Genomic DNA, 24487 nt, shown 5'->3' with positions numbered 1-24487 from the left:
GCTATAGTTATTTGATTAGAGTGCAATTTGCTGCATCGCCACTGCCTCGTTGCGACAGCGATTGAAATCAATTCCTGCTTTGTTGCGATCGGCCTTGGAACATGCGTGGTGCCATAAAACACATTGCTACCTCTGGTTGTCTATTGAGCGTTTGCTGCCCTCTTTCAGTGAATGCCGATGACGTTGATGTGTTCGAGTTGTCGCTTGATGAGCTGCTACAGGTAAAAATCACCACCAATACCCTAGACGAAAAAAGCGTTCAGACCATCCCTGCCCCTATCACTGTGTTCACTCGCAGCGACATTGAGTCATTGGGCGCTCGATATCTTCACCAGGTATTGGCATACGTACCCGGATATCAGGTCGCTCGCTACACCGTTCACCCTTACGAATACTCAGCAAGCGCAAGAGCTCTGAGCGACGGTTCTTCATCAAAAAAGATACTGTTTCTGCTTGACGGCCACGCAGTCAACGATCCTCGCTCCGGAAACTCGGTTAATCTGGCCAATTTCGCCTTACACCACATAGAACGCATTGAAGTGATCCGTGGCCCCGGTTCGTCAATCTACGGCAGTAATGCATTTACTGGCGTCGTCAACCTCATTACCCGCCAATCAACGCCACAGGTATCGCTCGCCACAGGCAATGAGCTCAACGGCGATTTGTTTGCCATGCACCGCATTGAGCAAGACAATTTCTCTGTTGATCTTCAAGCCAACATTACCGATTCTGACGGCGACAGCTATCGCCTCGACGATACCTTCTCGTCAGAGCAAATCACCACATCCGATCCATACTCACAGTTTTCATATCAGCTCAAACTCACCGCAGGCTCATCTTCAGTACTGTGGCATCACCGCCGATTGGATATGGATGATTTTTATCACGCCAGCCGGATCAGCAACCGTTACAACCAATCCCGATATGAGTCGATGTTTTTGCTAGCCGAACACGACGTGCTGTTGTTCGATACAGTGCAATCGACCTTTATCTTTGATGCGATTTACACTGATATCGAAAACAGTAATCAAAGCACACCAGCAGGTTCGTTTGCAGCAATTAGTGAACCAGCCAGCGAGGAGCCTCTTCACGGCACAGGCTATCTCGAATCAAATCGATTCAAACTGGGTTGGCATAACAATTGGCAAATCACCGACCACAGCAATGCTCAATTTGGTATTGATTGGCAGCGCAGCGAAGAAACTCGTGCCGAGGGTTATACCAACTTCAGCGTCGATGATGTGTTAAATCAGCAAATCCCTATCCGCTCCTATCCCGGCCGTGACAGTTTGGTCAAAGTCGGCGCAGAGGACTCTGCAACGCTCTATGGTGCCTATGTTCAACTGCAAACCAGTACTGGCGATTTTAACTGGATAGCAGGAGGACGATTAGATCACTATCGCGATTTCGGCAACCAATTTTCACCGCGTGTTGGTGCAGTCTATGTACCGTCAACAACATGGCAGTTCAAAGCGCTCTACGGCGAAGCATTCAGAGCGCCTGAATTGAGTGAAACGGGCTTGTTCACGGGGATCAGCCGCGCTGGCAACAAAGATCTGGACAGCGAGAAAATAAAGACCTTTGACCTCATCGCTCAATATGTCGACCCATCGATGATGGTCACCATCAATGGGTTTTATAATCGCTACTCGGACCCCATCGTTAGCGCCGAAATAGATGGTCGCACCAGCCTGACAAATGGTGATGATGAGCAAAGTAAAGGCGTTGAATCAGAGTTGATTTGGAGTGGCTGGCGCAATAGTCGAATTCGCCTGTCGGCAACTCATTTCTATGACTTGCCAGATTCAGCGTTTCGCGAATCAGATACCTTGGCGAGTGTGCAAATCAACCAACAAGTCGGCGATTTGCAACTCGGCCTCAGCGGTACATACCGTTCGGATCGCCAATCACTGACCAGTAGCGGTGACTTTATCAAGATTGATAGCTACTGGGCATGGAACGCTCAACTTCGGTACGTGTTCTCCTCTCAATGGGGCGTAAGTTTGGCTATAAATAATCTCGAGGACAAACAGCACACCAACCCATCGATTGCCGATGACTTGAACGGTGTACCTAACAAAGGACGTCACTGGGTCGTTGAAGTCACACGATCATTTGACTAATTAGCAAACAGATATGAAGCGAATTTTCTTTCAGGTAGTACTGATAGCGCTGATGCAATTGACGGCCCGGGACGTTTTCGGCGCGGTTAACGAATCGGATGTCAAAGCTGCGCTGGTCGCTAAGTTTACTGAATTTGTCAGTTGGCCGGGTAATCCACAACCTCTTGCAATTAGCTATCTTGGTGACGATGAAGCGCTTTGGCTGAGTTTGAATAAATTGGCAAATAAATCATCTCGACAACAACAATTTAGTCTCAACCGGCTCCGTAGCATCAATGATATTGATTCGCCCCACATACTCGTTGTTGCAGGCAGTCACAACAATGATGTTGGCCGAATTAATCATACCATCAGCCAGTCACCAACCCTGCTGATCACTGAAGATTTGCTTGATCAAACCCAGATAGGGATTAATTTCACCACCACGGAGCAGAACACCATCTCATTTAACCTCAATCGCTACAATCTGGTGTACCAAGGGTTATCGGTCGATCAGCAAATTGTGTTACTCGGCGGCTCAGAAATTGATGTCGCGACCATGGTCCGAGAAATGGCTCTCAGGTTATCCGAATCGAGCGACTTGATCGCTAAACTCAATCAACGGGTACAGCAGCTGGATGAATCGGTCGTTCAACGCCAAAGGGCATTAAACACTAAGGAACGTCTGCTAGCTGACAAAAACCAGCAGCTTGAACAAATCAATGCAGATTATGACAACGCTTCGAGCAAACTCTTGCGGCTAGAAACAACCGTCAGCGATCTTAACCAAGCGCTACAAAATGACCGCCGACAACTGGATGAAACGACTCAGCTTCTCGCCAGTAAACGACAAGAGCTAGAAACAAAACAGAACGAAGTAGCGCAGATATCAATCGATAAATCAGCTTTATCGGAGCAGATTGAAGCCAATCAACAGCAAATCGAGCACCAGCAACTGGTACTTACCGAGCTTGAACAAACCGTGATCGAATCGAGCACCGCTTTGGATCTGCAAAGCGATTTGCTCGAGCGGCAGACCACTGCGCTAGTGCTTGCCGTTGCAGGGCTATTACTGATTGCATCGGTCGCCGCCTTGCTGTGGCGTTTAGCAAATCGCAAGCAAGTGATGAATCGATTATTGGAGCAAAAAAACGCCGAACTAGCTGAAGTAAATACCCAACTTGTTAGCGCCCAACAACAGTTAGTCGAAGCGCAAAAAATGGCATCGTTGGCAAAATTAGTGGCCGGTGTTGCGCACGAAATTAATACACCGCTGGGAGTCGCTATAACGGCCACCAGCTATTTATCTCAAACCACCGAGGCACTGCTAGCAGATTTTCACTCGAATACGCTAAAACGTTCTTCGTTAAAAGAAGCGCTTGATGGTCAGATTTCCGCAGCCGAAATGGCGACCAGTAGTCTCAATAGAGCCGCAGAGCTGGTGCATACCTTTAAACAAGTTTCTCTTGCCCAAGTTAAAGAGATGCCGACTAAATTCGCTTTAGCTCCCTTTATCGAGCAGACCGTGAAGCATTTTCATCATCAATTTAAGCAACAACGAGTGGTCATAAAAGTTCACTGCGAACCTGGCAATATTGAGCTGATTAGTTACCCCGGATTGTTGTCTCAGGTCCTTACTAGCTTAGCGATCAATTCTGCTGTTCATGGTTTTGGTAAGACACCTGAGCCAGCCATTACCATTTCGGCCAATTGTGACAAGTTGGGCGTTACCATTCACTACGCTGACAATGGTTCAGGTATTGCTGAAGAGATACGAGAGGAAATTTTTGAGCCATTTTTTACCACCAACCGGCAAGCTGGTAGCACTGGCTTGGGGCTGCACATTTGCTTCAACCTAGTCACCCACAAAATGCAAGGCACGATCAACTGTTTGCCGACCGATCAAGGTGCACTATTTGCGATACACCTGCCCCATACTATTAGTGAGAGTCAGGAGCTAGAAGCTCAACCCACTAACTAACCTTTAAATGCTCTTGGATGTTGTTGTCCTGAATCGCCGATTTGCTCCCAACTGGCCTTTGACTCAACCCAAATATGGTGAGCGACGTTGAGATCATCAGCCCCTTCTGACAGCAAACCGACTGGCACATACATTCGCTTATTGTCATTGGCGCCAGGTAATGACGAACCACAGTGACAACAAAAGCTGGTTTGCCAATCATGCTCCGGTTTGTGCCAAGTTTTGATGGCAGTTTGGCCGCTGAGCCAATAGAAATTACCATTGGCCACCACAATCACCGCAATCCCACCACTGCCAGTGGCTTTGCGACAGATAGAGCAGTGACAAATGTACACATCGTTGGTTTCAGCGGTTATTTCGAAACTGACGGCGCCACAATTACATTCGCCTTTCATCTGCCCTTCCTTGTTTATTGAGTCGTTACGCTTGTACTAACTCTAGCAACGCTTCGACTGGGTGCTTGGGTTTAAAGCCTTCCATCCGCTTCACTTGTGAACGACAGCTGTAGCCGGTCGACAACACTTGATGTTGCGGCGTTTGCGCCATCGGTTCGGCCCAGCTCATGGCATACAGCTCTTTGCTGTTTTGCTGATTTGGCGCTTCGTGGCCATAGGTACCGGCCATGCCACAACAACCAACGGGCTGAGTTTTCACCTCACCGCCAAAGTGGTTGAAGATTTTTTGCCAATCACCATGGGTGGTCGGCAGATAAGATTTTTCGGTACAGTGGGCGAACAAGGTATAGCTTTTGTTCGATGGCGCTTGCGTTGGCAATGCAGACAATTGCGGCAACAACCACTCTTGCAACAGCATGACGTTAAACTCACCACGGGCGTCGCCCAACGCATGCTTGTATTCATCGCGATAGGTCATCACCAAAGCTGGATCGAGTCCAATCATTGGTAAATCGAGTGCGTGGAGTTCATTGAGAAACGCCGCTGCATCGGCGGCGGTTTTAGCAAACGCCGACAAGAAGCCTTTGATATGCTGCGGTTTGCCATTGGGTTTGAATGGCAGCAACACCGGCTGCTTACCCATCGCGGAAATAAACTGCACCAACGCTTCGACCACTTGAGCATCGTAATAAGTGGTAAACGGATCTTGGACGATTAATACCAGCTCTTTGCGAACCTCGGCTGACAATGATTTGATTTCATCAAGTTCAAACGCCAGCGCGGCGTTGTGGTGCAAACGCTGTTTCAACGTCGGTACCGAAAGTAATGGTAAATCCACCATACCAATGGTCTTTTCACTCAGCCAGCTGGTGAGCGAATTACCAACCACCGCGTTGGCCAACCGAGGCGCTTTGGCCATCAGTGGCGTGTACCACTCTGAGGTGGCAATCACGTAATCCCGCGCCGGCCGCTGGTAACGCTGATAATAAAGGTTCATAAAGCGCGCCCGGAAGGTTGGCACATCAACGTTAATTGGACACGCCGTAGTACAGGCCTTACAGGCCAAGCAGCCCTTCATGGCGTCCATCACTTCATGATTAAAGTCATCGCTGGCAGGCTCGAAAAAGCTCCGCTTCCACTTGGCGAATGTCGCTTTCGCTTGCGCCGTTAAGGAGCTGGACTGCTGCTCAAGGGTTGTTGGATCAGCACCGAGTTCCGTCACTTGTCGCAGCCATTCGCGCATTAAACCAGCGCGCCCTTTGGGGCTATGGCGGCGATCAGCGGTGACCTTGTATGACGGACACATTGGCGAAGTGACATCGTAGTTAAAGCACAAGCCATTGCCGTTGCAGTCAACGCTTTGGGTAAAGCTATCGCGGACATTCACTGGGATCTGGCGGTCATAACCACCGCGTTTCTTGGCATCAACCGACACTAACTGTTCATCGGAGTCAAACGGTGTCGCAATTTTGCCTGGGTTCATTCGATTCAGTGGATCGAACGCGCCTTTGATTTTACGAAGCTCGCTAAACAACTGCTCGCCAAAAAATTCTGGACCGTATTCTGAGCGATACCCTTTGCCGTGCTCGCCCCACATCAAGCCGCGATACTTGGCGGTCAGTGCCACCACCTGATCGGAGATCTGGCGCAGCAACACTTCTTGCTCTGGGTCGCACATATCCATTGCTGGGCGAACATGCAGTACGCCGGCATCAACGTGACCAAACATGCCGTATTGCAGATCATGAGAATCGAGCAAGGCACGAAACTCCATAATGAAATCGGCTAAATTTTCCGGCGGCACACAGGTATCTTCGGCAAAAGCAATTGGCTTGCGACTGCCTTTGGCTTTGCCCAGCAATCCCACGGCCTTTTTGCGCATGCCATAAATACGGTTGATACTCGCCAAATCACTGGTCAGCTGATAACCGATGACACCGGCTTGCTGGTTGGCGATCATGGCGTCAAGCTTGGCTGTCAGTGCGGCAACTTTCTGTTGATGGGCTTGCTCATCTTGGTCGGCATACTCGACCATGTTGAGTCCCTGCATATCATGACCAGCGACATCTTCAATGAGATCGCTGACCGAATGCCACACCACATCTTGCCGCGCCAGATTCAACACTTTTGAATCGACGGTCTCAACGCTAGTCGCGTTGGCTTCGACCATAGCCGGTGCATTGCGCAGTGCCGCTTCAAAGTCTGAGTATTTGACGTTCACTAGGGTGCGGATTTTGGGTAACGGTGTGATGTTGAACTTGGCTTCACAAACAAATGCCAGCGAACCTTCGGAGCCTGCAATCAGACGGCCAACGTCAACCTGCTCTTGCTCCCAATCAATGGCGTGTTTGAGATCATAGCCGGTCAAAAAGCGATTGAGTGGTGGAAAAGTTTGCTCGATCAACTCACGTTGCTGCTCGCAGCTTGCCAGCACTTGCCGATAAACCTGCGCTTCGGAGCCCTCGCCAGCCGCTTTAGCTCGTGCTTCAGCCAGTGACATGGCTTGGGTTTCGAGTAAGGAACCATCAGCAAGTACGGCTTTCACCGCCAGCAAGTGATCGCTAGTTTTACCGTAAACCAACGACCCTTGGCCGGATGCGTCAGTGTTGATCATGCCGCCAACGGTTGCTCGGTTTGAGGTTGATAAATCTGGGGCAAAGAAGAAGCCATGAGGACGTAATGCATCATTAAGCTTGTCTTTCACCAAGCCACCTTGCACCGTGACCCAGTTTTGCTCAGGGTTCACTTCGAGCACTTGATTCATGTGGCGCGACAGATCGACTACCAATCCGGGCGTCAACGATTGTCCATTGGTACCAGTACCGCCGCCACGAGGACCAAAGCGGACTGCATCAAATTCCGCGCGCGAAGCGATTTGACCGACTAATTGCACATCAGCAGTTGAGCGCGGGAACACCGCAGCCTGAGGGAGTTGTTGGTATACACTATTGTCTGTAGCAAGGCTAAGACGAGCGCCATAACTGGTTTCTATGTCACCACTAAATCCGGCCCGTTTAAGTTCGTCCAGATAACGAATGTAAAGCGGCTCAACAGATGCCTGAGGCGGCAAATAAGGAATAGTGGTTTGATCGGACACGAAAGCACTCCAGCGGTCATGTTGGAAACATGTTCTATGGCGGCGTCGGCTCACGTCAACACCGGCGAAAAATCAGGCGCACAATCTAGCAAATACGCCGCTTTTTCACCAGTGTTACGGCCACAGGCCGGAGTAGATCAAGACCGGCGTAGATCAAAGTTAGTCTTTCAATATCGACGGATCAGATTGGATAACCGTTAGCAATGCACGTTGCCCCACCGCCACGTTACGGTTTGGAAACACGATCGCTTCGCCATCATGCTCGGCAACAATCACGACGTTGCCGTCTTGTGCCAGTTGTTGGCCTTTTTTAAAACGACTGAAATTGGCCAAGTCATCGGCAAAGCACAGCGAGAAATCTTGCTGTTGACGATGAATGGCTCTAGTGACGCCAAACAGTTTGATGGTCTGTTCATTCAACGCCGGCGTCGGCCATTGGCCAAATAGCATTTGTTCAAGCAGCTGCTTCAGCGGCTCTAGCTTGCTCATGTCATTATCACCAAATGGCTTTACCTTCCCTAGCTCAATGGTAAATGCTTCGGCTTGATGATAGGCGTGACTATAGTGACTGAATGTTGTGGCTGGCGCATGGGATAGCAGCACAGTATCCACATCCGCTGCTTGTAAGCGCGCAACTGCGCTAAGACTAAAGCCCTCTTCGCTGTATGGGTAGACAGCAAAAAAAGGGTGCTCGGAATCGCGAATGGCAGTGTGCAAATCATAGTGAACGCGACGTTGGTGCGGCGCCGACAGACTAAAAAATTGGTCCACCATCCACATCAACTCGGCCGCTCTGCGTTGCTCTGGGTTGGCCGGTTGCAATTGCTTTTGTTGCGGGCTGAACAAGCGATTTAAGTTTTCATCAATAAAGCGGCTACCTTGCGCCACGGCTTTCGGGTTTCCGAGGATAAACAGCACCCGAGATTGCAGTCGACGAGGGACTTGCGATAGCTGCTTAATCATCGCCACGAGCAATTCAATGGGCGCCGTTTCATTGCCATGAATACCACAAGACAGCACAATGGCACGGTCACAATTGCGACTATCAGCCGATCTTGCCGGTTCGACCAGCAACACGCCTTCGTCGAGCCACTGCCATAGATTAATGTCATCCTGCCATGATTCACCCGGAGTCATCTCATGACCTAAGGTGGCTTCCAACAAATCAAATGCCTTCATGATTTGTTCTTCCTCTTTCCACAAGTAGCCAATACTGGAGCGTCGTTGCTCAATCGCTTTATCAAGCCATATTAATGTTACAACAAAGTCACGGTATGTACGGGATCTTGACAAATGATTGCTGTTTTTAATGTAACGACCAAATGACAAGTAAAATTCACTGGCCAGTGCTTTCAGCCCCGAGCTCATAACGGTATAGTTGCGCCTTTGACCAAAAACAATAGCCAGATAACCATAGCCACATGTTTAAAGACAATCCGCTGCTGGCGCAGCTGAAACAAGAAATACGTGAAACTCTGCCAACCGCAGAAGGTACCATCAAAGCGACAGCAAAAGGCTATGGCTTTTTGGAAGTAGACCGAAAAACCAGTCACTTTATCGCTCCACCTTTTATGCGAAAGGTCATGCATGGCGACAAAGTCAGTGCTGTGATTCGCACCGAAAATGGTAAAACTCAAGCTGAGCCTGAAAAACTGCTGCAACAATCAGTAACCCGTTTTGTGGCAACACTTGGTAGTCGCAACGGCAAGTGGTTTGTGACCCCAGAAAATCACAACATTAACCTCAACATCAACGCCAGAGCGGATCTTCAAGTACCTGCTAAATTGGCCGATGGCGATTGGGTTCTGGCCGAGTTAAAGCGTCACCCTCTTAACGGCGACAATAGTTTTTACGCCCACATTGTCCATAAAGTGGCCGATAAAAACGATCCTTACGCCGCGTGGCAATGTACCTTGGCACGCCATGATTTACCTGTGGTTGAGCCTGAACTACCAGAGCAATTGGATATCATTGACGAAGGCTTGCCGCGTCAAGACCTCACGGCTGTGCAAATGTTCACCATTGATAGCGCGTCAACTCGTGATATGGATGACGCCCTCGCTATTGAAACGACCGACAATGGCTGGCGGCTAACCGTCGCAATTGCCGATCCAACCGCATACATCGAGGCAGGTTCAACACTTGATGAAGCGGCGAAAGAGCGTGCTTTTACCGTTTATTTGCCCGCTCGCAACATCAGCATGATTCCTTCTCGGTTAAGTGAGGAGCTGTGCTCTCTGGTAGCCAATGAAGATCGCCCTGCCGTAGTTGCAACGCTCGATATTGCGAGCGATGGTGCGCTTATCGGCGAACCACAAATCTGTTTGGCCACCGTCCGCTCTCATTACAAGCTAGCCTATGATGAGGTATCAGATTGGCTCGAACAAAGCGGTAGTTGGCAACCGGCCAATGACGACATCAAAGCGCAACTTGAGGCCTTGCAGGCGATGACCAAGGCTCGGGTGGCGTGGCGCAATGAGCATGCCATCACCTTCCCTGATCGCCCCGACTACCGTTTTGAGTTGAATGACGATGCCACGGTGAAGGCAATTCATGCCGATCATCGCCGTATCGCCAACAGCATGATTGAAGAGTCGATGATCGTTGCCAATATTGCGGTGTCAACTTGGCTGCAACAAAAAGCACAAGGCGGCATTTACAATGTTCATCTCGGTTTTGAAGATGAACAGCTGGACACTGCAGTGACCTTAATCACCGAAAATGGTGGTGATGCAACCAGCGAATCATTGAAGTCATTGGATGGTTTCTGCCGCTTACGCCGTTGGTTAAACGAGCAAGAGACAGGTTACCTCGACTCGCGTTTACGAAAGTTCCAAAGTTTCAGCGAAGTGGCGATCCAAGCAGGGCCTCACTTTGGTATGGGCTTAAACTGCTATGGCACTTGGACATCACCGATTCGCAAGTATGGCGACATGATCAATCACCGTTTAATCAAAGCGGTACTGCGTCAGGACGCTGAGTTAACTTTGCCAAGTGAAGTTGATGCTGAGCATCTGACAGAGCGCCGCAAGCGCAACCGTTTCGCGGAACGCGACCTCTCAGACTTCTTGTACACTCAATACTTACACACTGCGCTGAGTGACAAAACCGAGTTTGATGCTGAGATCTTTGATATCAACCGCGGTGGCATGAGAGCCCGCTTGATTGCCAATGGCGCCATGGTATTCATTCCAGCCCCGACGCTACATTCGGACAAAAAACAAGTTCAGGCCAATGCCGATGAAGGCTTGATATCGATTGAAGGTGAAGTGAAGTACCGCTTGGCCGATGCGGTGAAAGTCCGCCTCAGTGAAATCAAAGCGGTCAGTCGAAGCTTAGTGGCTGAAATCATCTAATCTTGCCACCAACTGAAAAGGGCGCCGATTGGCGCCCTTTTTAATGCCCTATTGGTCCTATTACTCGTCAATCGCTCGGTGTTGCGCCGGAAACTGAATGACAAACTGACAGCCCTTGTCCAAATTAGCCACTGATACCCGGCCATTTAGCTTGGCATGAACCAAGTTAAACAAGATATTCATGCCCAATCCAGAACCACCTTGGCCGCGTTTGGAAGTGACAAATGGATCAAACACCCGGTCAATGATTTCCGGAGCAATGCCATGGCCATCATCGCGATAGGTAAAACACATACCTTCGTCGTTTACCGTCAACGCCATATCGATTTGGCCTTCACTGATACCTTCAAAGCCATGCTTGTGCGAATTGACCATTAGATTAGTCAGTATTTGATGCCAAACACCTGGGTATGTGGTGAGCTCAATATTGTCGGCAACATCGACACTGATATGGTAATTCTCTCGCTTAAACACAGTACGAATAGTCGCCACACTCTCGAGCAGTAGCTCTTTCATGTTGCAATCAAGCAAGGTGTCATTAGATTGATTGACCGCAACCGATTTGAAATTGCTGATTAACTCCACCGCCCGACGCAAACTGTTATCGATCATGTCGCAGGATTCAGTTTGCAATGACAGAAAACTATTGAGCTTGCCTTTGGTGAGCGTGCCCTGCTCCATGTCTGAAACGATGTTCTGCAATCGCGCAGTGACATTGGAATTAGCGGTGACACAAACCCCTAATGGCGTATTAATTTCATGGGAAACACCGGCAACCAAGCTACCTAACGAAGCCATTTTCTCAGATTGAATCAAGCTATCCTGGGCCATTTTGAGCTCTTCAATCGACTCCTCGAGCAAGCGAGTACGCTCCTGAACTTTGGCCTCAAGTCGAACATTCATTTGTTGCACTTGTGCCTCAGCCTGTTGCCGCCGCACCACATCTCGGCGCAGTGTTTCTCGCATCTGATTAATGGATTGGGCGAGTTCATCGAGTTCATCAGTGCCGATCCGGCGCCGATCTAAGGTCAATGGTTTACTGAGATTATCGATGCTCAATTCGCGACTATAGCTGGCGATTCGGTAGACGTGACGAGTGATCAGGTAATACACCAATGCGCCAATAAACAGCGCCACAATCAAAGTGGTACTAAACTGGCTGAGCAGGATAAAACCTGCTTTAGTTTTCAACTGGTTATAAATGTCGCCATAATGCGCTTCAACCAGCAAGGTACCGATGTGCTGGCCTTCGTACAGCAGCTCAAATGACTTTGCGACGTCAGTCCGCAAGGTACCATCACCAGCTTCATAGACTTGCCCCAATGGCGAGGTAATTTTGGCGTAACTAATATCAGGCAGATTGACGATGCCAATCAGGTGCTGAGCCACGATGTCGTCGTTGAAGTCCCAAAGGTTGAGAATCAACGATTCGAGCTGACTCGATTCAATGGATTCAAACCGCAATTTGATGTTCTCAAGGTCATAAACATAATCGCGGTAAATTTGCGCCGCAGTCGAAAACAGCGACAGAATCGAGCTGCAGATAATGATATAAATCAGAACTTTGCGTCCAAGCTTGTTACTACTTCGATGAGGCGCGCTGTTTTTCAATTCCATTAGGCCCTGAGCTGCGATAAGGAAAATGATTCAATAGATGAAATTGCCATGTTCGGCGCTCGAACACAACTTTCCAACACCTTTAGGACGTTATTATAGAAGCCGGTCACACCAGTTGCTGCTTGAAATTTGAGTGCTCACTCTAAGTTCGCAATCATGATGGAACTGTAACCATAAAAAAAGCCACCCGAAGGTGGCTTTTTAGTCATTCAGGGACGTCTTATTTGACGTCACACTTTTTCAAGCTCCAGATGCGATCGACATAGTCTTCAATCGAACGGTCTGAAGTGAATTTACCCATTTGCGCAGTGTTCAGAATCGCGCTCTTGGCCCAAGCTTTCTGATCTTTGTACATCTCGTTGGCACGTTTGTGTGCTTCAGAGTAGCTTTCAAAGTCAGCCAATACTAGGTATGGGTCGCCACCGTCTAGCAAGCTGCGCTTGATAGCAGACAATGCGCCTGGTTCACCTGGTGTGAAGTAGTCGGTATCCAACCAGTCCAGAACGGCTTTGATTTCTGGGTTACCGTAGTAGTAATCCCATGGGTTGTAGCCCTTGGCTTTGGTTTCTTTCACTTCATCAACTGATAGACCGAAGATGAACATGTTTTCTTCGCCAGCTTCTTCGGCGATTTCGATGTTCGCACCGTCCATCGTACCCATAGTCAGGGCACCGTTCAGCGCCATCTTCATGTTACCAGTACCAGATGCTTCGTAACCGGCAGTTGAGATTTGCTCTGACAAATCAGCCGCTGGGATCAGCTTCTCAGCCAAGCTGACGCGGTAGTTCGGCAGGAATACCACTTTCAACTTGTCTTTGATGCGTGGATCGTTGTTGATACGGTCAGCAACTTTGTTGATAGCGAAGATGATTTCTTTCGCTAACTTGTAACCAGGAGCAGCCTTGGCACCAAACAGGAATACCATTGGGTGGAAGTCCATGTTTGGATTTTCCAACAAGCGACGGTACAAAGCCAAAATGTGCAGCAGGTTCAAGTGCTGACGTTTGTACTCGTGCAAACGCTTAATCAGAACGTCAAAGATTGCATCTGGCGATACTTCTACACCGGTCAATTCACGAATCGTGTTAACCAATTCCAGTTTGTTCTCACGCTTGGCTTGCATGTACTTTTTCTGGAATGCTGCTTTATCAGCATATGGCTTCAACGCAACCAGTTTGTCGAGCTGACCAGGCCAGTCGCTACCGATTGTGTCGCTGATGAGCGAAGACAAGCGTGGGTTACAAGCTTTCAACCAACGACGAGGAGTTACACCATTAGTTACGTTAACGAATTTCTCAGGCCACATTTCGTAGAACTCTGGGAACAAGTCAGCTTTAACCAATTCTGAGTGAACCGCAGCAACACCGTTAACTTTGTAAGAACCAACCACACACAGGTTACCCATGCGGATCATGCGTTGCGCGCCTTCTTCGATCAGTGACAACTTGATCTTCTTGGCGTCATCGCCTGGCCATTGAGCTTCTACTTCGTCCAAGAAGCGGCGGTTGATTTCGTAAATGATTTCCAAGTGACGTGGCAACACGCGCTCGAACAGGTACACAGGCCACTTCTCTAATGCTTCTGGCAGCAAAGTGTGGTTGGTGTAAGCGAACGACTGCTGACAAATTGCCCAAGCGTCTTCCCAGTTCAAACCTTCTTCGTCCATAAAGACGCGCATCAGTTCAGGAATCGCCACTGTTGGGTGAGTATCGTTCAACTGAATCACGATTTGCTCAGCATACTTGCTGAAGTCATCGCCATGAGCACGCTTGTAGCGACGCATGATGTCTTTTAGTGAACAGGCACAGAAGAAGTACTGCTGAACCAAACGCAATTGCTTACCAGCTTCAGTTTCATCGTTCGGGTAAAGAACTTTAGAAACAGTTTCAGCCAGGTTTTGCTCGCCTTGTGCATCTTTGTATGCACCAGCGTTGAATGCATCCCAGTCAAAGAATTCTGACGCGCGGCTTTCCCACAAACGCAGAATGTTGACGGTCGTGCCTTTGTAGCCAACGATTGGAATATCCCATGGCACACCTTTGATGACGCTACCTGGGTGCCATACTTTGCGCAGGCTACCATCGTTTTCAAATACTGTCTCAACGTAACCGAATAGCGGTACTTCTTGAGTTGATTCTGGGCGGCAGATTTCCCATGGGTTACCGTACTCACGCCAAGAATCTGGGCGCTCAATCTGACGGCCTTGTTGGATAGTTTGGCGGAACAAACCATGCTCGTAATGGATGCCGTAACCAATTGCTGGGTAGTTCAAGCTTGCCAAAGAATCGATGAAGCAAGCAGCCAAACGGCCCAAGCCACCGTTACCCAAAGCCATATCTGGCTCTTCTTCAGCCAGATCAGTAATTTCGTGACCCAGTTCTTTCAATGCTTGCGCAGCATTTTCAAACAGGCCAAGGCTTTGCAGGTTGTTACCCATCAAACGACCCATTAAGAACTCAAGTGACAGGTAGTGAACCGCACGAGTATCTTTGTTGAGGTGAGTTTTTTGAGTTTGGCTTAGACGTGAAAAGACAAGTTCGTTCACCGCTGCTGCAGTAGCACCCCACCATGCTTTGTCAGATGCTTTTTCAGCATCAGTACCCAAAGTGGTGTTGAGGTTACGAACAATACTTTCTTTAAATTGTTCAACAGAAACATCAAGAGCGAAACCTTCAGCTGCTGGAGCTGGGGCCGCTTTTTTTGCAGTGGTTGTTTTTTTGGTGGTCGTAGTTTTCTTGCTGGCAGTAGTAGTGCCAGTAGCCTTTTTCGTTGCCATACCAAGTACCGTCCTAATAGATGATTACCTAAAACTGGGGATTTAGAGGAGGAACATCAGTTCCAGTTCCAATCTAAATACTGCTGGCAACATAATAGACGGCATATCCGGCGCCGCAAGTGACTTTGATCACTCAAAAATCAACTTACAACAACCAAAAACAACCACAGCAATTGATGAAGTGGTTGTTTTTGGTTTAGCTAAGGGTTCAAATGATTACAACCCTGCTTTGGCGAAAGCGGCAGCCACGATTTCTTGGGCTTCCTGCTGGATTTGAGCCAAGTGCTCTTCACCAACAAAACTCTCTGCATAGATTTTGTAGATTTCTTCAGTACCGGATGGACGGGCGGCAAACCAGCCTTTTTCTGTCACAACTTTCAAGCCGCCTATCGCTGCACCATTGCCAGGAGCATGGGTAAGCTTAGCCGTAATCGCATCACCTGCAAGGCTATCTGCTTCAACCATATCTGCGGACAAGTTTGACAACACATCTTTTTGCGCAGAGCTCGCCGGGGCATCAATTCGTTTATAGACTGGCGCACCAAATTTTTCTACTAAATCAAGGTAATGTTGGCCAGGATCTTTACCGGTAACCGCAGTAATTTCGGCCGCCAACAGTGCTAAAATAATGCCGTCTTTATCGGTACTCCAAACCGTGCCATCCTTGCGTAAGAACGAAGCACCCGCACTCTCTTCACCGCCAAAACCAAAGTCGCCGGTGTAGAGGCCATCAACAAACCACTTAAAGCCTACAGGAACTTCTTTAAGGTTTTTGTTCAACGCATCGGCAACGTAGTCAATCATCGAACTGGAAACCAAAGTTTTGCCGATCGCTAGATCATCTGCCCATTGCGGACGATTGGTGTAGAGGTACTGAATGGCAACGGCAAGATAATGGTTTGGGTTCATCAAACCGACTGATTTAGTCACGATACCGTGGCGATCGTAGTCTGGGTCGTTTGATACCGCGACGTCAAAATCATCTTTCAGGTCAATCAAGCTGGCCATCGCATATGGCGATGAACAATCCATCCGGATCTTGCCGTCTTTGTCGAGTGTCATAAAGCTAAAGGTAGGGTCGACTCGATCGTTGACGACTTGGATGTCCAAGCCATAGGCTTCAGCAATAGCAGGCCAAAACGCGATACCTGAACCACCCATTGGATCAACACCAATTTTAACGCCAGCTTTTTTAATCGCTTCCATATCAATGACGTTCTTTAAATCAGCCACATAAGGTGTGACATAGTCGTACTCGACACACTGAAGTGATTCCCAAGCCTCATCAAATGGGGTGTAACCAATGCCTTCAAGATCAGCAGCGATAAGCTCATTGGCGCGATCTTGAATCCACTTGGTTGCGGTGCTGTCGGCTGGGCCGCCATTTGGTGGATTGTACTTGAAACCGCCATCCTGTGGCGGATTGTGAGATGGTGTAATCACCACGCCGTCAGCCAACCCTTCTGGCTTATTGGCGTTGTAGGTCAAAATGGCGTGCGAAATCACAGGTGTTGGCGTGTAACCACGTCCTTCTTGTACCCGCACTTCAACACCATTGCCGACAAATACTTCGATGGCAGTACAGAATGCGGCTTCAGACAGTGCGTGAGTGTCCATCCCCAAGTACAGCGGGCCTTTAGTACCCTGCTCATTGCGATAGTCAACAATCGCTTGGCTGATGGCAAGGATGTGAGTTTCAGTAAACGACTGCTTCAAACTAGTGCCACGGTGACCAGAAGTGCCGAATGCCACTTTATGTTCACCATTTTTCGGATCAGGTTTAGACAGGTAATAGTCCGTTAACAAACGGGGAATACTACACAAATCTTGAGTTTGAGCTTTTTGCCCTGCTCTTGGATGAATAGCCATGGAGTTTCCTTGGATTTTTTTACAAATAGTTGATCAGCTGTGATTGTCGCGTAGCATCCAGGCCAAGCACTTGACACACCTCTGAAAGAATCGCTTTTTTCTTATCGGTATTGTTATTAGTGACAACCCAATATGGCGAACCTTCAATCGCCTTGGGGTTAGTACTGCTGCCAGCAGCTAACAATTCATTTTTGCTTGCAGCAAAATATAGTCGGTCACGCCCGCGAATCGATAACACGGCAGCAAAAGCGGCCGGGGATTGCTGATGCAGGTGCGACAAAATGATTAAGAATCGGCCAACCACACCTTTCTGACTAGCGAGAGTTTGCTCATCAAGATCAGCGCAATCGAAGTGGACAGCAGGCGTTTCAACTTGCTCTGTCTCTACTACCGGTGGTTGCGGAGCCGTTTCAGTCGAAGTCGTGGGCATCAGTAAGCGACGGAGGATATCCGAAGCGCTCTCGCCAATTTGTTGGGTTTGGCTGGCAATGTACTGATACAAATCATCATCAACTTCAATGGTTTTCATACGTTGGACTCTGGATTACGAATGGGTTCGGTCGAATGGCTCCTAATTATACATAGTTGCATGCGAGCCCCAAACACAATTAGACATTGACCAATTATCATTGCTGCCAAGTGATAAATCGTCATAATACTGGGCAAATATGTCACTGCTAATGATCAATGCTGCACTTCAAAGACTCCGGCTCGGGACCTGCTGTGATCCTCATTCATGGCCTGTTCGGTGACCTCAACAACTTAGGCAATCTGGCGCGTGAATTACTCGCTAACAACTATCGTGTGATTCAGTTGGATACCAGAAACCATGGCTTATCACCAACAATTGCAGGTATGACATACCTGCAACAGGCCGATGATCTGGCCGAGTTAATTACCACTCTGGAGCTACAATCCGTCAGTCTGGTTGGTCATTCGATGGGTGGTAAAATTGCCATGGCCTATGCCCTGGCAAACCCACAGCAAGTGCAGCAATTAGTGGTCGCAGATATTGCCCCGGTGCCATACCAGAGCCATCATCAGCAGGTGATTGCCGGGCTCAAATCACTGTGGCAACAACCAACCTCAACACGACAACAAGCAGATCAGTTGCTGAGTGACTTTGTTGATGATGTCGGTGTCCGCCAATTTTTGTTGAAAAACCTCAGTTGGCGTGATGGAGAATGCCACTGGAAACTGCGCCTCGAGCAAGTACTAGCTGGCTATCATGATGTCATTGACTGGCCGTCTACTGAGCACAGTTACTCAGGCCCAACCTTGTTTATCAAAGGCACTGAGTCTGACTACATTTTGGCCGAACACCGGCCAGCTATTGGACGACATTTTCCCAACAGTAAAGCCAAGCTGATCAGTCACGCGGGCCACTGGTTGCACGCCCAAAAGCCTGGCGCCTTTAATCGAATTGTTGCGACTTTCTTATCAGCCAATGGATGATAGCCAAGGGCTTGTGATATAGTCGCGCCTCTCATTTTTTGAATCGTTTACTATGCAGTCAAACTGGCTAATTGAACACTGGCAACAAATCGAAACTTTGGGCCTATACCTGTTTTTCGCCGTACTATTCTTTTTTATCGGCATGGCCATCTATGATGTGCTGAAACGGGGTGAGGTGCCTGCTTTTGGTCGTGCCATTGTCTGGCTGGTTCTGTTTCTCGGTTGTGCTGGTTTTATCGCCAAAGGCGTGATTAAGGCTTTTTTCACCGCGACCGGAACGGGAGGTTAAAGCCTTGGCAAAACAATTAGCAGATCGCACTACAATAGATCTGTTTAGTGAAGAAAAGCGGCCAGGCCGGCCGAAAACGAATCCTCTACCGCGTGAAGTGCAGATCAAAATCAATAAACGCAATCAATTGCGTCGTGATAAGAACAATGGTCTGAAGCGCGTTGAACTAAAGCTTCACGCCGATATGGTAGAGCAACTCGACAACCAAGCCAAAGCACTAGGACTAAGTCGAGCGGCATATATAGAGCAGCTACTGCGTCAAAACATGAATGACAGCGATAGCAAATAGAATATTGATCGTACCTAGATAACAAAGCAGGAATGAACCATGTCACTGGTGGGAATTTTTTTCGGTAGCGACACCGGCAATACAGAAAACGTCGCCAATATGTTGCAAAAAGAAATAGGTAAAAATATTTGCGATGTCCATGATATCGCCAAGGCAACAAAAGAAGATATCGACCAATACAGCTTTTTGCTGTTTGGCATCCCAACTTGGTATTACGGCGAAGCACAATGTGACTGGGATGATTTTTTCCCTGACCTGGAGGCTTTGTCGTTTGAAGACAAATTGGTTGGTATTTTTGGTTGTGGTGATCAGGAAGACTACGCCGAGTACTTCCTTGACGCCATGGGTATGATTCGCGACATCGTTGAAGCTCGCGGCGCTACGCTGGTTGGACTTTGGCCAACTGAAGGGTATGATTTCGAGGCATCTAAAGGCCTAGCAGATGACAACCATTTTGTCGGACTTGGCATTGACGAAGATCGTCAGCCGGAACTGACTGATGAACGAGTGAAAACTTGGGCAGCACAGATTTACCAAGAAATGTGCTTAGAAGAATTACAGTAATCGCCTGAATATGTTTCATATTGTTCGCAAGTTATTGCACTAATTCAGAAATTTTTATTTGCTCTGAATCAGAAAACGCAACGCTTGTCGGTTTATTTTAGCTAGCCACCCTCTATAATGGCTCAATCTTGAAGAGCCCCACAAAGGCAACACCATGACGGATGAAAACTTGGCCCTTAAAAAAGCGGGCCTGAAAGTGACACTGCCACGCATTAAGATTTTGGAAATGCTGCAAGTGCCAACTAATCAGCACATCAGCGCGGAAGATGTATACAAGAAACTCATCGATCAAGGCGAAGAAATCGGTTTGGCGACAGTGTATCGAGTGCTGAACCAGTTTGATGATGCAGGCATCGTCACCCGCCACCACTTTGAAGGCGGCAAATCAGTGTTTGAACTGGCTAGCCAAGATCACCACGACCATTTGGTGTGTCTGGACTGTGGCAAAGTGATTGAGTTTTCCGACGATGTTATTGAGCAACGTCAGCATGAAATTGCCAAAAAGCACAATATTACCTTGACCAACCATAGCTTGTATCTATACGGCCGCAGCGTTGATGGCCAGTGTGATCATGGCGACTGTGACTAATAAATCGAACGCATAAAAAAACGGCCGAAATGGCCGTTTTTTTTTCGTCTTTTATTCGCTACTTGCGCCGCTTTATCACCACTGTCCCGCCTATCATATCATGCCAGCCGCGTTTGCGTTGTTCAAACGCCACCCAGATAAAACCAAGCATTAACACTAGCGTTGACGGAATGTAGCCCAAATAGCGCAACACCGCTTGTTTGATGCTGATCGAATCAAAACTGTCTTTATCGACCACCGCTAAACCAAGCAAAAGCTTACCAGGCGTACCAGCAAACTTAACCCAGAGGAAGATGGTCAGTACCGCAGGCACGACGTTGTTAATCAGCGCATCCAATATTGAAGTAGTTAAGTCCGGCGTCTTTTCAACATCCGCTGGAACAAAGTATTCAACACCGAATAGCAGAACCAGCACTGGCCCTAAGATTAACAGTAATAAGGCACTGTCAATCAGCACCGCCACCAGGCGGAGCCAAAAGCCAGCGTACTGAACTTCGTCTTGTTGTTTGACGTCGCTTTCCAATTCCATAATCGACTTTCCTTGCAAGCTGGCTATCGAAATCGCAAAGGGGCAGACAACGCCCCTATGCGCTAGTGATTAGCCACCGATCTTGGCCCAAGTATCGCGCAAACCAACGGTACGGTTAAACACCAGCCGATCCATGTTGGCACTATCGCGACAAAAATAGCCCTCGCGCTCAAACTGATAGGCTATTTCAGCTCCTGCATCGGCTAAGCTCGGTTCGATGACAGCATGTTTGATGACCAATGAATCACTGTTCAACACCGATGAAAAATTATCTTCCGCGCCAGGGTTTGGAACGGTAAACAAGCGATCGTACAGACGCACTTCGGCTTGCAGGCCGTGCTCGGCAGAAACCCAATGAATGACGCCTTTGACCTTACGACCATCGGCAGGATTTTTGCCTAAAGTATCTTGGTCATACGTACAATAAACCGTCGTTACTTGGCCGCATTCATCGGTGTCAAAGCGCTCAGCTTTGATCACATAGGCATTGCGCAATCGCACTTCTTTGCCCAGTACTAGTCGCTTGTACTTCTTGTTGGCCGATTCTCTGAAATCGTCACGATCAATAAACAGCTCGCGGCCAAAAGGTAGCTGCCGCTCACCCAGTTCTTCCTTGGTTGGATGAACTGGCGCTTGGAGGGTTTCAGTTTGCCCTTCAGGGTAGTTTTCAATCACTACCTTGATGGGATCGATAACCGCCATAGCGCGGGGCGCATTGTCATTGAGATCCTCGCGAATACAGGCTTCAAGCATGGCCATTTCAACCATATTCTCTTGCTTGGTCACACCAATACGAGCAGCAAATTCACGCAGGCTAGCCGGTGTATAACCTCGGCGGCGTAAGCCAGCAATGGTTGGCATTCGGGGATCATCCCAACCCTCTACGTGACCATCTTGGACCAAGGCACTGAGTCGACGCTTCGACATCACTGTGTATTCAAGGTTTAGCCTTGAGAATTCGTACTGACGCGGACGACTGTCGATGGTGATGTTGTCCAACACCCAATCATACAACGCCCGGTTATCTTGAAATTCCAGAGTACAGAGCGAATGAGTGATATCTTCCAAGGCATCCGAAATGCAGTGGGTAAAGTCATACATCGGATAGATGCACCACTTGCTGCCCGTTTGATGATGGTCAGCAAAGCGGATGCGATAGATCACCGGATCGCGCATGCAGATAATCGGGCTCGACATGTCAATTTTGGCTCGCAAGCAGCACTCACCCTCTTTGTATTCGCCATTGCGCATACCAGTAAATGCCGCCAAATTGTCCTCAATTGGAGTATCGCGATAAGGACTGTTCTTGCCGGGCTCTTTGAGCGTGCCGCGATATTCACGGATTTGCTCAGGCGTCAGGAAGTCGACATAGGCTAAGCCTTTCTCAATTAGCTCAATGGCGTACTGATGCAATTGGTCAAAGTAGTTGGAGGAGTAGCAAACATCACCACTCCACTCGTATCCCAACCAGCTAACGTCGCGCTTGATACTATCAACAAAGTGCTGTTCTTCTTTCTCAGGATTGGTGTCATCGAACCTCAGGTTGCATTGGCCCTGATAATCTTCAGCAATGCCAAAGTTTAAACAAATCGACTTAGCATGGCCGATGTGTAAATAGCCATTGGGCTCAGGAGGAAAGCGTGTGTGTACGCTTGAATGCTTACCTTCAGCCAAATCACGATCAATGATTTGACGGATGAAGTTGCTTGGCTTTGGCGCAGGAGCCGCCTCTGACATGGGATATCCTCTAACTAACTACTAAGCAAAATTACGACCGCTAATCATCTACCATTGCCTGTGCAAAAACAACAGCGACAGTAGTGATTTATTGGCGTTTTACGGATAGTTTTGATTACAACCGCACTCGCCATTAAAAATTCACGTTAAACCTCTCGGACCCCGCGTTTTAAGCCCCACACGAGCAGGGCAAAAACCAAGCTTGATGTCATTAGTCCAGCAGTTACCGAGCCACTCGTGCCCATCACGGCATAACCAACGGCGCTAACAATAGCGACAAGAACAGCATAAGGCAGCTGAGTCCGAACGTGTTCAATATGATCGCAGCCCGCGCCTGTCGACGACAAGATAGTAGTATCCGAGATAGGAGAGCAATGGTCGCCGAACACCGCACCAGCCAGCACCGCCGCTAACAATGGCAGCATCATCGCAATGTCTGTGGCCGCCGCCATGTCGCCGGCAATTGGCAACATGATGCCGAAGGTACCCCAGCTAGTACCAGTGGCAAAAGCCATGATACCGGCGAGCACAAACAGCAATGTTGGCAGCCAGTTTGAAGCAATCGAATCACCAACAAACGACGCCAAGTAGGCGCCGGTTTTGAGGTCGCTAATCACCGAGCCAATACACCAAGCAAAACACAATACGATAATGGCGCCACGCATAGAATTAGCACCAACAACCAAGCTGTTACCAAGCTGGCTCAGTTTAGGTTGTTGGGGCACCAGCATGGCAATAGCGACAATAAGTGCGACCACGCCACCAATAATCAACGACAAACCAACGTCAGTGTTCTCCAACGCGGTTAACGCCGTTAGTTCACCGCCATCAGCCAACACCGTTTGAGTGCCAGTTGCAATCAATGCCACGACAGTCGCCATGACCAGCACAGCAATCGGCACCAGTAGCCCTGCAACATGACCGTTTGCTAAAGGCGGCAGCTGATCATCAGCGAGCGTTTGCTGAATACCACCAACATCGCCACTTAGTGCTTTGCGCTCACAGGCCTTCATGGCCCCCAAGTTAATCGGCCAAATCGCCACAACCACCACCAAAGCGATGGCAAAAATGGCATAGAAGTTCATTGGGATCATGGCGACAAAGGCATGCAATGGCGAGATATCTGTAACGTTATGAGTGAGCAGGATGCCGCCAATGACAGCGATGATGTAAGCTCCCCAGCTCGATATCGGCATTAGCACACACATTGGCGCCGCCGTCGAATCAAGTAAGTAGGCCAACTTGGCCCGGGAAGTTCGGAGTTTGTCTGTGATTGGGCGGCTGACGCTACCAACCGCTAAACTATTAAAGTAGTCATCAATAAAGATCACAATTCCTAGGAACACCGTCGTTAAGCGAGCGCCGCGGGCAGTTTGAATCCGCTTGATGGCCCAATTGGCAAACGCCTGAGTCGCGCCACTCAATGATAACAAACTGGTGAGCATGCCGAGCAGCAGCAAAAAACCAACGATATAGAGATTCCAGCTATTCAGTTCGCCGTCAGCCCAAACCAGCCCCGTTACTTTGCTCCACAGCAGGTCAACGCTTCGCAACAGATCACCGCCAGCTAGCAAGCCAACTCCGGCAAGGATACCGAGAGCCAGCGACGGCACCACGCGTCGGCTCACAACCGCAGCACTCAGCGCTAAAAACGGCGGTAACAGCGACCACGCTGACTCAGCAAAATTCATCGAAAAAAGTCCTCAGATAAGTCCATCAGGCCGAAGTTTGGCACGAATTGCGAACAAGTTGAAAGTTTGGGCCTTAGATGGACTTCGGGGACCGTAAAAGGTTCCCTATCGTTGTTGTTCATGAGCAAGCGACAGTGGGCCAATAACTATG

General features: G+C 48.7%; 18 protein-coding genes. 8 read left to right on the top strand and 10 right to left on the bottom strand.

Annotated features, from left to right (window positions below; all coding sequences use genetic code 11):
- Positions 1-101 precede the first annotated feature (101 nt).
- Entirely contained in the window at positions 102-2123 is a 2022-nt protein-coding gene (locus CBE68_RS06605) for a TonB-dependent receptor plug domain-containing protein (RefSeq protein ID WP_087505277.1), read from the top strand.
- A 13-nt stretch (positions 2124-2136) separates the two neighbouring features.
- Positions 2137-4083 carry a YfiR/HmsC family protein gene (locus CBE68_RS06600; RefSeq protein WP_087505276.1) on the top strand — a complete coding sequence of 649 codons (1947 nt, stop codon included), beginning with the start codon at positions 2137-2139 and terminating at the stop codon, positions 4081-4083.
- Here CBE68_RS06600 and CBE68_RS06595 read toward each other — a convergent pair.
- From CBE68_RS06595 to astE, 3 genes are all read right to left on the bottom strand, one after another.
- Entirely contained in the window at positions 4080-4478 is a 399-nt protein-coding gene (locus CBE68_RS06595) for a GFA family protein (protein WP_087505275.1), read from the bottom strand. The genes CBE68_RS06600 and CBE68_RS06595 overlap by 4 nt on opposite strands.
- A gap of 25 nt (positions 4479-4503) precedes the next feature.
- Entirely contained in the window at positions 4504-7575 is a 3072-nt protein-coding gene (gene ydiJ / locus CBE68_RS06590; RefSeq protein ID WP_229744672.1) for a D-2-hydroxyglutarate dehydrogenase YdiJ, read from the bottom strand.
- 159 nt (positions 7576-7734) lie between these two features.
- On the bottom strand, positions 7735-8868 hold the full coding sequence (gene astE, locus CBE68_RS06585; RefSeq protein ID WP_158100515.1) for a succinylglutamate desuccinylase: 1134 nt from the start codon (positions 8866-8868) through the stop codon (positions 7735-7737).
- 128 nt (positions 8869-8996) lie between these two features.
- On the opposite strand from astE, the gene CBE68_RS06580 reads away from it, so the two are divergent.
- Complete coding sequence (locus tag CBE68_RS06580; protein ID WP_087505273.1) at positions 8997-10931, top strand: exoribonuclease II; 1935 nt, start codon at positions 8997-8999, stop codon at positions 10929-10931.
- A gap of 60 nt (positions 10932-10991) precedes the next feature.
- Here the strand turns inward: CBE68_RS06580 and CBE68_RS06575 are convergent, their stop codons facing one another.
- The 4 genes from CBE68_RS06575 to seqA all read right to left on the bottom strand — a co-directional run bounded on the left by CBE68_RS06575 (position 10992) and on the right by seqA (position 17722).
- Positions 10992-12548, bottom strand: a complete 1557-nt coding sequence (locus CBE68_RS06575; protein ID WP_087505272.1) for a sensor histidine kinase — start codon at positions 12546-12548, stop codon at positions 10992-10994.
- Between the two features lie 220 nt (positions 12549-12768).
- On the bottom strand, positions 12769-15324 hold the full coding sequence (locus CBE68_RS06570) for a glycogen/starch/alpha-glucan phosphorylase (protein ID WP_087505271.1): 2556 nt from the start codon (positions 15322-15324) through the stop codon (positions 12769-12771).
- A gap of 216 nt (positions 15325-15540) precedes the next feature.
- Positions 15541-17193, bottom strand: a complete 1653-nt coding sequence (gene pgm, locus CBE68_RS06565; protein WP_087505270.1) for a phosphoglucomutase (alpha-D-glucose-1,6-bisphosphate-dependent) — start codon at positions 17191-17193, stop codon at positions 15541-15543.
- Between the two features lie 19 nt (positions 17194-17212).
- Positions 17213-17722 (bottom strand): replication initiation negative regulator SeqA, encoded by a 510-nt coding sequence (gene seqA, locus CBE68_RS06560; protein ID WP_087505269.1) that lies wholly within the window; start codon positions 17720-17722, stop codon positions 17213-17215.
- A gap of 158 nt (positions 17723-17880) precedes the next feature.
- On the opposite strand from seqA, the gene CBE68_RS06555 reads away from it, so the two are divergent.
- The 5 genes from CBE68_RS06555 (at position 17881) to fur (ending at position 20379) form a co-directional block, all read left to right on the top strand.
- Positions 17881-18648: an alpha/beta fold hydrolase gene (locus CBE68_RS06555; RefSeq protein WP_087505268.1), complete on the top strand. Its 768-nt coding sequence runs from the start codon at positions 17881-17883 to the stop codon at positions 18646-18648.
- A gap of 52 nt (positions 18649-18700) precedes the next feature.
- Entirely contained in the window at positions 18701-18937 is a 237-nt protein-coding gene (locus tag CBE68_RS06550) for a DUF2788 domain-containing protein (protein ID WP_087505267.1), read from the top strand.
- Between the two features lie 4 nt (positions 18938-18941).
- A complete protein-coding gene (gene ybfE / locus CBE68_RS06545) occupies positions 18942-19226 on the top strand; it encodes a LexA regulated protein (RefSeq protein ID WP_087505266.1) in 285 nt (94 codons plus the stop codon).
- 39 nt (positions 19227-19265) lie between these two features.
- Positions 19266-19790 (top strand): flavodoxin FldA, encoded by a 525-nt coding sequence (fldA, locus tag CBE68_RS06540; RefSeq protein ID WP_087505265.1) that lies wholly within the window; start codon positions 19266-19268, stop codon positions 19788-19790.
- A 154-nt stretch (positions 19791-19944) separates the two neighbouring features.
- Complete coding sequence (gene fur / locus CBE68_RS06535) at positions 19945-20379, top strand: ferric iron uptake transcriptional regulator (RefSeq protein ID WP_087505264.1); 435 nt, start codon at positions 19945-19947, stop codon at positions 20377-20379.
- Positions 20380-20437: 58 nt separating this feature from the next.
- Here the strand turns inward: fur and CBE68_RS06530 are convergent, their stop codons facing one another.
- From CBE68_RS06530 to CBE68_RS06520, 3 genes are all read right to left on the bottom strand, one after another.
- On the bottom strand, positions 20438-20908 hold the full coding sequence (locus tag CBE68_RS06530) for an RDD family protein (RefSeq protein WP_087505263.1): 471 nt from the start codon (positions 20906-20908) through the stop codon (positions 20438-20440).
- 69 nt (positions 20909-20977) lie between these two features.
- Complete coding sequence (glnS, locus tag CBE68_RS06525) at positions 20978-22645, bottom strand: glutamine--tRNA ligase (protein WP_087505262.1); 1668 nt, start codon at positions 22643-22645, stop codon at positions 20978-20980.
- Positions 22646-22791: 146 nt separating this feature from the next.
- Positions 22792-24336 carry a Na+/H+ antiporter NhaC family protein gene (locus CBE68_RS06520; RefSeq protein WP_087505261.1) on the bottom strand — a complete coding sequence of 515 codons (1545 nt, stop codon included), beginning with the start codon at positions 24334-24336 and terminating at the stop codon, positions 22792-22794.
- Positions 24337-24487 lie beyond the last annotated feature (151 nt).

It is taken from the genome of Neiella marina, assembly GCF_002165625.1.
Classification (GTDB): domain Bacteria; phylum Pseudomonadota; class Gammaproteobacteria; order Enterobacterales; family Neiellaceae; genus Neiella; species Neiella marina.
The sequence above is the reverse complement of the archived record's forward strand: the minus strand, read 5'-3'. Positions and strand labels throughout refer to the sequence as shown.